The 13,526-nt window shown below is 69.4% G+C and carries 11 protein-coding genes; 6 read left to right on the top strand and 5 right to left on the bottom strand.

Annotated elements, in window-relative coordinates:
* Positions 1-85: 85 nt before the first annotated feature.
* The 3 genes from ACGFRF_RS10430 to ACGFRF_RS10440 all read left to right on the top strand — a co-directional run bounded on the left by ACGFRF_RS10430 (position 86) and on the right by ACGFRF_RS10440 (position 5,110).
* Positions 86-3,223, top strand: coding sequence for a DUF3427 domain-containing protein (locus tag ACGFRF_RS10430; protein ID WP_393738342.1), 3,138 nt, complete (start codon positions 86-88; stop codon positions 3,221-3,223).
* 176 nt (positions 3,224-3,399) lie between these two features.
* On the top strand, positions 3,400-3,942 hold the full coding sequence (locus ACGFRF_RS10435) for an MOSC domain-containing protein (RefSeq protein ID WP_393738187.1): 543 nt from the start codon (positions 3,400-3,402) through the stop codon (positions 3,940-3,942).
* 604 nt (positions 3,943-4,546) lie between these two features.
* Positions 4,547-5,110 (top strand): lamin tail domain-containing protein, encoded by a 564-nt coding sequence (locus ACGFRF_RS10440; RefSeq protein ID WP_393738188.1) that lies wholly within the window; start codon positions 4,547-4,549, stop codon positions 5,108-5,110.
* 161 nt (positions 5,111-5,271) lie between these two features.
* Here ACGFRF_RS10440 and ACGFRF_RS10445 read toward each other — a convergent pair whose 3' ends face one another.
* Positions 5,272-5,787, bottom strand: coding sequence for a DUF2267 domain-containing protein (locus ACGFRF_RS10445; RefSeq protein WP_393738189.1), 516 nt, complete (start codon positions 5,785-5,787; stop codon positions 5,272-5,274).
* Positions 5,788-6,178: 391 nt separating this feature from the next.
* Positions 6,179-6,604, bottom strand: a complete 426-nt coding sequence (locus ACGFRF_RS10450) for an Hsp20/alpha crystallin family protein (RefSeq protein ID WP_393738190.1) — start codon at positions 6,602-6,604, stop codon at positions 6,179-6,181.
* 156 nt (positions 6,605-6,760) lie between these two features.
* Here ACGFRF_RS10450 and ACGFRF_RS10455 point away from each other — a divergent pair, with 156 nt between their 5' ends.
* On the top strand, positions 6,761-7,063 hold the full coding sequence (locus tag ACGFRF_RS10455; RefSeq protein ID WP_393738191.1) for a hypothetical protein: 303 nt from the start codon (positions 6,761-6,763) through the stop codon (positions 7,061-7,063).
* Between the two features lie 72 nt (positions 7,064-7,135).
* On the opposite strand, the gene ACGFRF_RS10460 is transcribed toward ACGFRF_RS10455, so the two are convergent.
* Positions 7,136-8,095 (bottom strand): GlxA family transcriptional regulator, encoded by a 960-nt coding sequence (locus ACGFRF_RS10460; RefSeq protein ID WP_393738192.1) that lies wholly within the window; start codon positions 8,093-8,095, stop codon positions 7,136-7,138.
* A 173-nt stretch (positions 8,096-8,268) separates the two neighbouring features.
* Between ACGFRF_RS10460 and ACGFRF_RS10465 the strand changes: the two genes are divergently transcribed.
* Positions 8,269-8,718 (top strand): hypothetical protein, encoded by a 450-nt coding sequence (locus tag ACGFRF_RS10465; protein WP_393738193.1) that lies wholly within the window; start codon positions 8,269-8,271, stop codon positions 8,716-8,718.
* A gap of 263 nt (positions 8,719-8,981) precedes the next feature.
* On the opposite strand, the gene ACGFRF_RS10470 is transcribed toward ACGFRF_RS10465, so the two are convergent.
* Both ACGFRF_RS10470 and ACGFRF_RS10475 read right to left on the bottom strand, forming a co-directional pair.
* Complete coding sequence (locus ACGFRF_RS10470; protein WP_393738194.1) at positions 8,982-10,568, bottom strand: MFS transporter; 1,587 nt, start codon at positions 10,566-10,568, stop codon at positions 8,982-8,984.
* Positions 10,569-10,628: 60 nt separating this feature from the next.
* Complete coding sequence (locus tag ACGFRF_RS10475) at positions 10,629-11,987, bottom strand: DUF445 domain-containing protein (RefSeq protein ID WP_393738195.1); 1,359 nt, start codon at positions 11,985-11,987, stop codon at positions 10,629-10,631.
* Positions 11,988-12,183: 196 nt separating this feature from the next.
* Here ACGFRF_RS10475 and ACGFRF_RS10480 point away from each other — a divergent pair, with 196 nt between their 5' ends.
* On the top strand, positions 12,184-13,518 hold the full coding sequence (locus ACGFRF_RS10480; RefSeq protein WP_393738196.1) for an SGNH/GDSL hydrolase family protein: 1,335 nt from the start codon (positions 12,184-12,186) through the stop codon (positions 13,516-13,518).
* Positions 13,519-13,526 lie beyond the last annotated feature (8 nt).

Genomic DNA, 13,526 nt, shown 5'->3' on the forward strand with positions numbered 1-13,526 from the left:
CTGCTGTTACAACTGATCGATATCGGGGTGCAAGGCCATACACGAGCACCAAGAGGGGTCGGGGGGAGCAGCCGTGTCAGAGTCAATGGGCCTTTCTGAGCCGATTGCGGGCGTCTACGAGAGGCTGATCACGAGTGACGTACGCGACGAGCTGGACCGGTTCGAGGCAGCCGGTTGGAGAGCCGTCGACGCCGAGGTCAGCTCGGAGTCCGCTCCCCATGTCCTGGCACGCTACATCGGTGAAGCTGTCGGTCGCAGGTTGGCCCAACTACCCTCTGAAGAACGGGTCAAGGTCGCGAACCGCATCCTCGAGGCACTGGCCGCTACAGGCGCTCCCCAATCGAGCGATGTCGAGGCCGTCAGCCCCATCATCGAGGGTCCGCGACAGCTCCTGACTCTGGCGAAGCAGGAAGCTCCGGGTGTCTACGCCTTGCGCCCCCTGACGCCACTGTCCGAGACGTCCCTGATCACCAACTCCCCAGAAGATCTAAGCCTCGGCGCGGAACTCAGGGCAGAGCTCGCCACGGCAGACCGTATCGACCTGCTCTGCGCGTTCGTGAAGTGGTACGGCATTCGCGTCCTGGAAGACTCACTTCGCGCCGCACGGGAAAGAGGCGTGCCGATTCGTGTCATCACGACTACCTACATCGGTGCCACTGACCGCCACGCGCTCGATCGTCTGGCCCGGGACTTCGGTGCCACCGTCAAGGTGAATTACGAGACCCGCTCCACTCGACTGCACGCCAAGGCTTGGCTGTTCAGACGCAGAACCGGCTTCGACACCGCGTACGTCGGCAGCTCCAACCTTTCGAAGGCGGCGCTTCTCGATGGCTTGGAGTGGAACGTACGTCTGTCGTCCGTCGCGACCCCTGCCGTACTGAACAAGTTCGAGGCCACCTTCGATGCTTACTGGAACGACTCTGCCTTCGAGACGTACGACCCCGACCTCCACGGTGAGCGCCTCGATGAAGCACTGGCGCAAGCGAGTGGCAGCAACCCCAGCACTGATCTGAGGATCAGCCTTTCCGGTCTGGAGGTACGCCCCTTCCCCCACCAGCGGGACATGCTGGAGCGGCTCACTGTCGAGCGGGAGCTCCGCGGGCGGCATCGGAACCTTCTGGTCGCAGCAACAGGAACCGGGAAGACGGTGATGGCTGCCCTGGACTACCGCAGCCTGCGCGGCAAGTCGGACGGCAGCCGACCGAGACTGCTGTTCGTGGCGCACCGCAAGGAGATCCTGAAGCAGTCTCTGCGTACCTATCGGGAGGTGCTGGACGATGCCTCCTTCGGAGAGCTGCTTCATGGGGGGCAGGATCCACGCGAGTGGAACCAGGTCTTCGCTAGCGTGCAATCACTCAATGTTCAGCGCCTCGAGCAGCTTCCCCCCAGCCACTTCGACATCATCGTCATAGACGAGTTCCACCACGCGACGGCGGCCACTTATCGGCGGGTCATCGACCACTTCACGCCAAAGGAACTGTTGGGTTTGACCGCCACTCCCGAACGGATGGACGGGCTCAACGTCCAGGACGAGTTCTTCGAGGGCCGCATCGCTGCAGAAATGCGGCTCTGGGAGGCCTTGGAAAACGACCTGCTCTGCCCCTTCCACTATTTCGGAATCCCCGACGGTACGGATCTGACGAACCTGGGTTGGCAGAAAGGTTCGTACGCTGACCAGGAACTCGACAACCTCTACACAGGCAACCACGCGCGCGCACGGATCGTAGTGAAGCAGATCCGCGACAAGGTCTCCAATCCAGGCGCCATGCGTGCGCTGGGCTTTTGCGTGACCAAGGCACACGCCCACTTCATGGCGAAATTCTTCCGTGAGGCCGGTTTCCAGGCCGTGGCACTCGACAGTGACTCACCCTCTGCCGTACGCGCCCAGGCGTTGTCCGACCTTCGTGACGGAAAGCTCCAGGTGATTTTTTCTGTCGACCTGTTCAACGAGGGACTCGACATCCCTGACGTCGACACACTGCTCCTCCTCCGGCCCACCAACAGCGCAACCGTCTTCCTCCAACAGTTGGGCCGGGGACTGAGGCGAACCGAAAGGAAGCCCGTACTCACCGTCCTCGACTTCATCGGTCAGCATCGGGCTGAGTTCCGCTTCGAGGAACAGTTCCGGGCTCTGACCAATCTGTCGCGGAACCGACTCCTCGATCACATTGAACGCGACTTCCCTCAACTGCCGTCGGGCAGCCAGATCATCTTGGAGGGCAAGTCGAAGGACCTCGTCATCGCCAACATTCGCACCCAGTTGGGTGCCACGGTGAAGACGCTGGTGAAGGAGGTCAGGGCCTACGGCACACCGCGCCTCGCCGATTACCTCGGGGAGAGCCGTAGGGAGATCAAGGAGCTGTACAAGAGCGGAAACTCCTGGACGACAGTACTACGACGGGCCGGCTTCATCGCCGACCCCGCGCCCTCCGGGGAAGCTGCACTGCTCAAGAGGGTCCACGCTTTCCTCCACGTAGACGACCCGGAGCGCGCGGAGGCCTACCTCCGACTCCTCCAGGACGGCGCTCCACGGTACGAGGAAATGAGCCTTATCGATCAGTCCTACGCACGCATGCTGTTCTTCAACCTCTGGGACAACGCAGGTGGCTTCACCAGCTACCAGGAGGGCCTGGACTCGCTGCGTCCCCAGCGGGCATTCCGTGAGGAGCTACGGCAGGTGATTTCGCACGTCGTGGAGCAGGCCGACCACTTCCCCATCTCCCTATCCGGCCGCCTCAGCGAGGTCCCGCTGAAGGTTCACAGCGCCTACAACCGCTCAGAAATCCTCGCCGCCCTCGGCGTGGCTCGCTTCGGTGGGCAGATGCCCCGCTCCTTCGCGCAAGGCGTGCAGTGGGTAGAGGAACTCAAAACGGATGCCCTTCTCATCACGTTGGACAAGAACGAGAAGGACTTCTCACCCACCATCCGGTACAAGGATTACGCGTTGAGCCCGACGCTCTTCCACTGGGAGTCCCAGAACGCAACGGCCGCCGACTCCCCCACCGGCCTGCGCTACCAGCAACACAAGGGGCGCGGCAGCCAGGTCCTGCTGTTCATGCGGCGCTACAAGAACACCGACATAGGCAAGTCCCAGCCGTGGATGCTCCTCGGCCCGGCCACATACGAGGACCACACCGGCAGCAAGCCGATGGCCATCCGCTGGCGCTTGAAGCAAGCCCTACCGGCCGACGTGTGGACGTACGCAGCCATCAACGCGGGCTAGTTGTATCAGGCCAGCACGTTGATGACACCCTCGCGCAGCCGAGTAGGCGGCGACTGACCCGCTGCTCCGTTGTGGGGCCGGTGACAGTTGGTCCAGGTCAGCGGGCCTTATGTCGGGTGCGGGGTGGGCGTTAGGGTCGGGGTGATCTGGGGTGGGATGAGCGGAATGGGGCAGGCATGGGTGCGACGGTCGCGGCGGTCAGTAGTAATGGGGCGTACTCCTTCAGCAAGCCCAAGCGGCAGAGCATCAGGTTGCTCGCCGGGCTGGGGGTGGAGGGGGACGTGCATGCCGGGGTGACCGTCAAGCATCGGTTCCGGGTGAGGCAGGATCCGACTCAGCCGAATCTGCGGCAGGTGCACCTCATGCATGAGGAGCTGTTCGAGGAGGTCGCGGGCGCCGGGTTCCGGGTGGGGCCCGGAGAGCTCGGCGAGAACATCACCACCCGGGGGATCGATCTGCTCGGGCTGCCCACCGGGGCGCTGCTGCGGATCGGGGACGAGGCCGTCGTCGAGGTGACCGGGCTGCGAAATCCCTGCTCGCAGATAGACGACTTCCAGCGCGGGCTGCTGAAGGAAGTAGTGGGGCGGGGTGCGGACGGGCGTGTCCGCTACAAGGCCGGTGTCATGGGGGTCGTGAACGTGGGGGGACTCGTGCGGCCCGGGGACGGGATCACCGTGGAGCTTCCTGCAGGGCCGCATCAGCCGCTTGAGCGGGTCTGACGAGCACCCCCGGTTGCCGACGTCAGCGGGCCTGACGAGCACCCCCGGTTGCCGACGTCAGCGGGCCTGACGAGCACCCCCGGTTGCCGACTTCAGCGCGTCCGACAAGGACCCCCGGCTGTCGACTTCAGCGCGTCCGACAAGCGCCCCGGTTGCCGCGGAGCGCTGACCCGCGCGTGCCTCGGGGTGCGGTGTGGGTCCCGTCGCCCGCTCGGCACGGGAGCCGTGGAGCCCTTGGCGTTCTTGCGGAGCCGTCCCGGCTGTTACTCACTTTCGGGTGAGTGCCGCCGTGCCGGCGGGAGTCGCCCGGTGCGCCACCTCGCGTCTTGTCTCCGTGTCCGCACGCCACTTGGGTCCGACAGAACGCCTCAATTGCCCTATTTAGGTAATAGGTGGGCCTTGCAGGCGAGAGTTGCGAATATGTCCACAGACGGTAACAAGCGTCGCGTGTCGTCCATCGTCTCCCGGAGCCGGGACGCAGGGTGTGGCTGTGCGGCCGACCGGCCGCCACCCGTACACCGCACCCCTGGTCGTGGCCCCGAGCCGTGGCCGTCGGGGTGTGCACGACCCTGCAAAGGGGGACCTTGTGTCCGTTTCTGTTTCTGTGACCGCGCGTCGTGTCGCTGCCGCCGCAGCCGCGGCGGCCGCCGTCGTGGGCGCGGTGGCGCTGCCGGCGTCGGCCGCCGACCACGGCCACGGCCACGGCCGCTCGCGCAGCGCGTACGTGGTCATCAGTGACGTGCAGTACCACTCCCCGGGCCGCCAGGACCGCTCCAACTTCGCCCTGAACAAGGAGTGGGTGGAGGTCACGAACCAGGACCGCCGGGACGTGAACCTGGACGGCTGGACGCTGTCGAACGAGGACGGCCGGACCTACACCTTCCGTCACTACCGCCTGGAGGGCCGCTCGACCGTCCGCATCCACACCGGCTTCGGCCGGGACACCGAAAGGGACCTCTACCAGGATCGCCGCCAGGACGTGTGGGGCGACTACCGCGACACCGCTACCTTGCGCAACGACCACGGACGGGTCATCGACTCCGTCTCCTGGGGTCGCGACGACCGTGGCCACCGCGACGACCGCTGGGGTCATGACGACCGTGACCGCCGGGGCGGCGAACGCTGGAACGCGGACCACGACGGCCGTCGGCACGGCCAGCACCGCTGACCCCTGCCTTCACGGGTGTCGGTGACCACTGACCCGGCACCCGGTTTCCCCTCGTACGACGGCGCGCCGGTCATCCCGACCGGCGCGCCGTCGGCCTGTCGGCCCCGGGTCTGCAGGAGGAAGCGCCGCCGACTGTGGGTGCGGCGCACGGGCTCCCGAAGCTACGCCGTCGCCGCCAGGTCCGCACGGCCGAACAGGAGGGCGTAGCCCGGCGGGAGCTGGGCCAGGACGCGGCTCGTCAGGGGCTCGCCGAGCTGCTCCGACAGCACGCTCAGGACCGAGCTGACGTCCCAGCGGGCCGTCGCGGGGGTCGAGCCCTCGATGCGGGTCGCCACCGACTCGACGAACTCGCGAGCCGTCAGGGGGTGGGTCGCCGGGATCTGGGACGCGATCACCCGGCCCGCCTCTCGGGGGAGGGCCTGGGCGAGGGCCACGCGTTCGTCGCCGGTCACATGGCCACCCAGGGCCGAGAGGACGATGCGGGTGACGCGCTCCGCCTCCGCTCTCGTCGTGTACTGGCCCGCCTCGCGTACCGCGTCCGTCAGCTCCAGCCAGCCGGCGTCCACGGCCATGTCCGGGGCGGTGGGGCGCAGGGACGGGGACGCGGTTGGGGACAGGGACGGGGACGAGGACGGCGCGGGGATGGTCGTTCTCGGCTGCGGGGTCGTCACGGTCATCGTGCTGGCTCCTCCTCCGGACACGTCGGGACACCGGAAGCCCGGTACCCCGTAATGCAGCGGACATGAGCGGGAGTTCGGCCAATGTGCGGCATGTGCGTCATGAGGTGTGTGGGGTCATGTGAGGTGTGGGTCATGCGGGGGGTGGGTCATGCGGCCGGGTCTGGTCACGCGCCAGGTCGGGGCATGTGGCCGAGTGGCGGGTCTCGTCGCGGTGTCGCGCAGCCACCGCCGCGCGGCCGAACCGTCCTGGCGCAGCCGAACCGTCTGGCGTCGCAGAACCGCTTGGTGGGGCCGAACCGTCGTAGCGCCGCGGGCAGGCGGCCGCGTCCCGGGCCCCGCTCGGGCCACGGGACGCGTGGCTGGGATCAGCGGTCGGCTGGGCCTCCCGTCAGCCGCTGATCTGCTTGCGGTCGCCGCTCCCGCCGCTGATCTGGATACGGCGAGGCTTGGCCTGTTCGGCCACCGGGATGCGCAGGGTCAGGACGCCCGCCTCGTACGACGCGTCGATGCGGTCCGTGTCGAGGGTCTCGCCGAGGAAGAGCTGGCGGGTGAAGACGCCCGTGGGCCGCTCGGCGACGAGCATCTCCGCATCCTCGGGGGCGGGGCCGCGGCGCTCGGCGCGGACGTTGAGGACGTTGCGCTCGACGTCCAGCTCGATCGTCTCCGGGTCGATGCCGGGAAGGTCGAAGTGGACGAGGAAGTCGTCCCCGGACCGGTAGGCGTCCATCGGCATCACGGACGGGCGGGCGTTGGCGCCGAGGACCTGCTGCGCGAGTCGGTCGAGTTCGCGGAAGGGGTCGGTACGCATGAGCATCACAGGTCACTCCTCTCTTCCGGGACCGGGATGCGATGCCCTACGCCTTTTTATATAACTCTCCGCCGGAAACTTGACAAGCCTCGACTCAGGTTGGCTCGGCCCGCCTGTCTGCGCTTAGCCTCGGGGCTGGTACGGGACACACAGGAGGCACTTATGGCCAGGGTTCCCAGCGCGGTCGTCGCCGCGAGCGGACTCGTCGGCGGTTACGGCGTCGCCCGCTGGACGAAGAAGCGGCAGCTCGGCGGGGCCGTCCTGGCCGTCGCGGGCGCCGCCGCGGCCCAGCAGTGGCGCCGGCGGGCGGGCGGGAAGGCCGCGGGCGCGCTGACTGCCGCGTACATCGCCGGGTTCGCCGGGTCCCACCCGCTGGCGAAGAAGGTCGGCGCCTGGCCGTCCGTCCTCGGCGTCGCCGGCGCCGTCGCCCTGGCCTCCTGGGCCGTCGCCGACCGCAAGGCCTGACCCGATCCGGCCCGGCCGTACGACCACGGGAACCCCAGGCCCCCTAGAACGCGTACGAGCGCTCACGGCCCCCTACGCCCCCACCTTCTCCCCCGCCCGGAACGCCCTCCGGTACGCCTGGGGACTCGTTCCGACCACCCGTCGGAAGCGCTCCCGGAACGCCGTCGGGGAGCCGAAGCCCGCCTGTGCGGCGATCCGCTCCACCGGGTACGGCGTCGTCTCCAGCAGGTACTGGGCCCGCCGTACCCGCGCCCGGTGCAGCCACTGCAGCGGTGTCGTACCGGTCTGCTCACGGAAGCGGCGGTTGAGGGTGCGGGTGCTCATGCCCGCCTGCGCCGCGATCTCGTCCAGCGTCAGATCGCGGTCGCAGTGGTCCTCCAGCCAGGTCAGCAACGGCTCCAGGGTCGCGCCGGCCGGGGCCGGCGGCAGGTCGTGGACGATGAACTGGGCCTGTCCGCCCTCCCGTTCCAGCGGCATCACCGACATCCGGGCCGCGTGGGCGGCGACCGCCGAGCCGAAGTCCTTGCGGATCATGTGCAGGCACATGTCCATCGCCGCGGCCGCGCCCGCCGAGGTGAGGAACTGGCCGTTGTCGACGTACAGGACGTTCGGGTCGACGGTCACCTCCGGGTGGCGCTCGGCCAGGTCCGGGGCCGCGACCCAGTGGGTCGTCGCGCGCAGGCCGTCCAGCAGGCCGGTCGCCGCGAAGAGGAACGCGCCGACGCAGATCGAGGCGATGCGCGTGCCGTTCGCCGCGGCCGCGCGGACGGCCTCCGCGACGCCGGGCGGCAGCACCCGGGGCGGTTCCGCGACGCCGGGCAGAATGATCGTGTCGGCCTCGGCGAGCGCGTCGAGACCATAGGGCGCCCGCACCGTGAAGGCGCCCGCGCTCACCTCCTCCCGCACCGAACAGACCCGCACCCGGTACGGCACCCGGCCGTCGGGCAGGCGCGCCCAGCCGAAGGTGTCGATGGGGGCGGACAGATCGAACGGGACGACCCCGTCCAGCGCCAGTACGGCCACGGTGTGCATGGCGGGATCGTAGGCCTACGACGGATTGCCGCCAACGTCCCCCCGCAGGTGAGGAACCTCCCCCTTGGGGAGGCAGCAGCTCACACCGCCCGGCCTACGGCTGGCGAGAATCCGTCGGACGCTGGCATTTACGCCACTTCTGCAAGATCCTCCCGCGCTCTACCGTCACCGCCGTGACCAAGTTCCTCCTCGCCGTCCACGTCCTCGCCGCGATCGTCGCCGTCGGCCCCGTCACCGTCGCCGCCAGCATGTTCCCGCCCGTCGCGCGCCGGGCCCTCGCCGCACCCGACGACCCTGGCGCCACCGGGACACTCCAGCTGCTGCACCGGATCTGCCGGGTGTACGCCGTCGTCGGCGTCGTCGTCCCGGTCTTCGGGTTCGCCACCGCGAGCGAGATGGGCGTGCTCGGCAGCGCCTGGCTGATCGTGTCCGTCGCGCTGACGGCTCTCGCCGCCCTGGTCCTCGCCGCGCTGGTGCTGCCGGGCCAGACCGCGTTCGTGGAGGGCGGCGGTACGGTCCGGCAGACCGCGCGGCTCGCGATGTTCACCGGGATGTTCAACCTGCTCTGGGCCACCGTGACGATCCTGATGATCGTCCGGCCGGGCTCCACGACAGGCGCCTGACGGTGACGGCCGGATCGGCCGACGCCCACCGGCAACGGTCCACTCGGCACACGACCGAAGGTGACGACCGGATCGGCAGGCGCCCACCGACCACGACCCGCACAACCCCGCCGACGGCCACCACCCGCACGACAGACGCCCGGCAGTCACCACCCCGCGCGATAAGCCCCTGACAGTCACCACCCGCGCAACTAACCCCTGACAGTCACAGCACGCGCGGCAGACACCCGGCAGTCACGGCACAAACGACAGACGCCCGGCGGTCACGGCCTGCTCGCCGCCGGCGGTACCGGCGGGGGACCCTGGCGGCCCTTGGCCGACCCCGTGCCCGTGCCCGGCGTCCGGCCGGAGGGCCGGGCGCTCTTCGTCGCCGCCTTGGCCCGGCTCGCCGCCGCCGTCAGCGGGCGGGCGATGTCCTCCAGGGAACGGCGCTCGGCCCGTACCGCGAGCGCCGCCGCGACCAGGCCCGCCGCGCACATCAGAGCCGCGCCGATCGAGAAGGCGAGGACCGTGTCCCCGACCTTGCCCGTGCTCGTGAGGTCGGCGAACAGCAGCGGGCCGCTGATGCCGCCGGCCGCGGTGCCGAGGGCGTAGAAGAAGGCGATGGACATCGCCCGCGTCTCCATCGGGAAGATCTCCGACACCGTCAGATAGGCGCTGGAGGCGCCCGCCGAGGCGAAGAACAGCACCGCGCACCAGCAGGCGGTCAGCGTGCCCGCGCTGAGCGAACCGCGGTCGAACAGCCAGGCCGTGCCGAACAGCAACAGGCCGGAGAGCAGGTACGTCGACGAGATCATCACCCGGCGGCCGACCGTGTCGAACAGCTTGCCCAGCAGCAGCGGACCGCAGAAGTTGCCGATCGCGATCACCGCGAAGTAGTAGCCGGTGCGGTCGGACGGCACGTCGAAGAACTTGGTCAGGATCGCGCCGAAACCGAAGGTGATCGCGTTGTACAGGAACGCCTGGCCGATGAAGAGGGAGAAACCGAGCACAGCGCGCTTGCGGTACTGGCCGAAGACCGTGCGGGCGATCTCCATGAAGGTCACGCTCTTGCGCTGGTGGATCTCCAGCTCCCCCTTTGGATCGGGCAGCGGTGCGCCCTTCTCCGCCTCGATCTGCCGCTCGATACCGGAGACGATCTCCTCGGCCTCCCCGTCCCTGCCGTGGATCAGCAGCCAGCGCGGGCTTTCCGGGACGTGCCGTCGTACGAGGAGGATGACCAGGGCGAGGACGGCACCCAGGGCGAAGGTCAGGCGCCAGCCGACGTTCGCGGCCAGCAGATCGGTGTCGAGCGCGACGATCGACAGCAGCGAACCGCCGACCGCGCCCAGCCAGAAACTGCCGTTGATGATCAGGTCCACCCGGCCGCGGTAGTCCGCCGGGATCAGCTCGTCGATCGCGGAGTTGATCGCCGCGTACTCGCCGCCGATACCGAAGCCCGTCAGGAAGCGGAACAGGAAGAACCACCAGGCTTCCCAGGACACGGCCGTCAGAGCCGTCGCCGCCAGATACACCGCCAGGGTGATCATGAAAAGCTTCTTGCGGCCGAAGCGGTCCGTCAGACGGCCCCAGAACAGGGCGCCCACACAGGCACCCGCCACGTACAGCGCGGCCGCCACACCGGTGATCTGCCCGGAGGTGATCGACAGACCGCTGCCCGGCTCGGCCAGCCGGCTCGCGATGTTGCCGACGACGGTGACCTCCAGACCGTCCAGGATCCACACCGTGCCCAGGCCGATCACGATCGTCCAGTGCCAGCGGGACCAGGGCAGACGGTCGAGTCGGGCGGGGATGGTGGTCGTGATCGTCCGGCCGTTCTGCGGCGACGGCGCTTCGGCTGCTGTGCTCATCGGCACCCTCCTCCTCGAAGGACGGGTACCGGGTGCCCTGGCCTCGTCGGAACACTCCGGTCAGGCGCCCAGCCCTCGCGACACCACGTAGATCAGCAGCCCCGCCAAGGACCCCACCACCGTGCCGTTGATCCGGATGAACTGCAGGTCGCGGCCGATGTGCGCCTCGATCTTGCGGGTCGTGTGCTCGGCGTCCCAGCCCGCCACCGTGTCGGTGATCAAGGATGTGATCTCCTTGCGGTACGTCGTCACGACGTGCACCGCCGCGCCCTCCACCCAGCTGTCGACCTTCTCCTGCACCTTCGGCTCGGTCGCCATCCGCTCGCCCAGGGACAGCAGCGCGGCCCGCACCCGCTGCCGCAGCTCGCTCCGCTCGTCATCCGCAGCCGCCACGATCATGGACCGTACGGCCGTCCACGCGGACGCGATCAGGTCCTGCACCTCCCCCCGGCCCAGCACCTCGCCCTTGAGCCGCTCCACCCGCGCCCGCGTGTCCGTGTCGGACTGCAGGTCGGAGGCGAAGTCGGTGAGGAACCGGTCCAGCGCCCCGCGCGCCGGATGGGAGGGCATGTCCCGCATCTCGGTGACGAACCGCAGCAGTTCCTTGTAGACCCGCTCACCGACCTTCTTGTCGACGAACCGCGGGGTCCAGCCGGGCGCGCCCCCCTCCACCGCGACCATCACGTCACCGCGGTGCAGCACCAGCCAGTCGTGCGCGCGGACCACCACCAGGTCCACCACCCGCTTGTGCCCGCCGTCGGCGACGACCTTCTCCAGCATCTTGCCGATGCCCGGCGCGATCTCCTGTGCGTTGGCGCGCCGCGTGATCGCCTCGCCGACGACCGCCTGTACGTCGGAGTCCCGCAGGACCGTCAGCGCGCCGCGCAACGCGGTCGCCAGCTCCGCCGTCACCCGGTCCGCGTGCTCCGGCTCGGCCAGCCAGGCGCCGAGCCGGCTGCCGATGCCGACCGCCCGCAGCCGCTGCCGTACGACGTCCTCGGACAGGAAGTTCTCCCCGACGAACTCGCCCAGCGAGACGCCCAGCGCGTCCTTCTTGGTGGGGATGATCGCCGTGTGCGGGATGGGCAGCCCCAGCGGATGCCGGAAGAGCGCCGTGACCGCGAACCAGTCCGCGAGCGCGCCCACCATTCCCGCCTCGGCGGCCGCGGCCACGTAGCCCGCCCACGCCCCGGCGCCCTGATGGGCGGCCAGCTCGGTCAGGACGTAGACCACCGCCACGAACAGCAGCATCCCGGTCGCCGTGAGCTTCATGCGCCGCACACCGGCCCGGCGCTCCTCGTCCGCCGGGGTGAAGGCGGTCATGGTCCGGTACGACGTCGCCCGCGCCGGTGCCGCCGTCCGGGGCGCTGCCGTCCCCGGCGCTGCCGTCCCCGGTGTTCCCGTCTCGGTAGGTTCCATCAGCTCCACCCGTTCGGTGATCCCGCACACAATTGTCCCTTCCTGACCGACTCCCGGAACAGAACAGGAGTTCCCGGCGTCTGTCTGGAAGGGGGTTTTGGGCAGGGCCCTGTCAGGCCTCCCCAGCCCATGACGCATCATGGGCTCATCGGATCGGAGCCTCGGGCTCCCATCTCCCGAGGAGAACAACACCAGCGTGACCAAGCGTCATGGTTATGCGGTGCTGGGCGCGCTCGTCGCCCTCGTCATCGCGCTGTCCGCCGGCATCTACGTCACCGTGGCGGCCGACGACGGCACCCCCCGCAGCACCCTCGCCGACAACCGCCCCCACCACGACTCCTCCGCCGCCCCCGCCTCCACCGGCACCTGGGTCGGCTCCTGGGCCACCGCCCCCGTCGGCGGCGAACCGGGCACCGAGACCCACGGCATGGTGGGCCGCTCGGTCCGCAACGTCGTCCACGCCGGCACCGGTGGTACGAGTGCCCGGATCACGCTGTCCAATCTCTACGGCCAGTCACCGCTGGCCCTCACCCACGCCTCCCTCGCCCTCTCGGCGGGCGACGGGACCGCCGCCGCCGACGCCACGACGATGCGGCGCCTCACCTTCGACGGCAGCACCGGCGTCGTCATCCCCGCCGGCGGACAGGTCGTCAGTGACGCCGTCACCGTGGTCATTCCGCGCGGCAGCGACGTGCTGGTCACCACCTACTCCCCCACCCCGTCCGGCCCGGTCACCTACCACCCGCGCGCACGGCAGGTCTCCTACGTCGCCGCCGGCGACCGCACCGAGGACTCCACCGGCGCCCCGTACACCCAACAGACCCTGTACTGGCGCTATCTCACCGCCCTCGACGTGCTCAGCAACGAGGCCGACGGCACCGTCGTCGCCTTCGGCGACTCCCTCACCGACGGCGTCACCTCCACCATCGGCGCCAACCGCCGCTGGCCGGACCTCTTCGCCGGCCGGCTGCGCAGCGCGCTCGAGAGCGGACGGCAGCTGCCGCGCTACAGCGTCGTGAACGAAGGCATCAGCGGCAACCAGGTCCTCGCCGACGGCCTCGGACGGCCCGCCGAGAACGAGAGCGGCCTCGGCCGCTTCGGCCGTGACGCGCTCTCCCGCACCAACGTCAGGGTCGTCGTCATCGACCTCGGCATCAACGACATCCTGCGCAACCGCGAGCTCGCCGACCCCGACCGCATCACCGGAGGCCTGCGCAGCCTCGTGAACCAGGCCCACGCCCGCGGCCTGAAGGTCATCGGCGCCACCCTGATGCCCTTCGAGGGCCACCGCGGCTGGACCCCGGCCCGGGAGGCGGTACGCCGACAGGTCAACGCCCAGATCCGGGCCGGCCGCGTGTACGACGCGGTCGTCGACTTCGACAAGGCCCTGCGCGACCCCTACGACCCCCGCCGCCTGCGCCCCGAGTACGACTCCGGCGACCATCTGCACCCCAGCGACCTGGGCTTCGCCAAGATGGCCGAGACCCTCGACCTGAACAGCCTCAAGGGCGCGGGCCAGGTACAGCTGTAGCGGAGGCG

This window comes from Streptomyces sp. NPDC048521, assembly GCF_043199855.1.
In the GTDB taxonomy this organism is placed as follows: Bacteria; Actinomycetota; Actinomycetes; order Streptomycetales; family Streptomycetaceae; genus Streptomyces.

Coding starts and splice junctions, on each gene's coding strand:
- ACGFRF_RS10430 (WP_393738342.1), top strand. CDS start 86: ATGGGCCTTTCTGAGCCGATTGCGGGCGTCTACGAGAGGCTGATCACG.
- ACGFRF_RS10435 (WP_393738187.1), top strand. CDS start 3,400: ATGGGTGCGACGGTCGCGGCGGTCAGTAGTAATGGGGCGTACTCCTTC.
- ACGFRF_RS10445 (WP_393738189.1), bottom strand. CDS start 5,787: ATGACCGTGACGACCCCGCAGCCGAGAACGACCATCCCCGCGCCGTCC.
- ACGFRF_RS10450 (WP_393738190.1), bottom strand. CDS start 6,604: ATGCTCATGCGTACCGACCCCTTCCGCGAACTCGACCGACTCGCGCAG.
- ACGFRF_RS10455 (WP_393738191.1), top strand. CDS start 6,761: ATGGCCAGGGTTCCCAGCGCGGTCGTCGCCGCGAGCGGACTCGTCGGC.
- ACGFRF_RS10460 (WP_393738192.1), bottom strand. CDS start 8,095: ATGCACACCGTGGCCGTACTGGCGCTGGACGGGGTCGTCCCGTTCGAT.
- ACGFRF_RS10470 (WP_393738194.1), bottom strand. CDS start 10,568: ATGAGCACAGCAGCCGAAGCGCCGTCGCCGCAGAACGGCCGGACGATC.
- ACGFRF_RS10475 (WP_393738195.1), bottom strand. CDS start 11,987: ATGGAACCTACCGAGACGGGAACACCGGGGACGGCAGCGCCGGGGACG.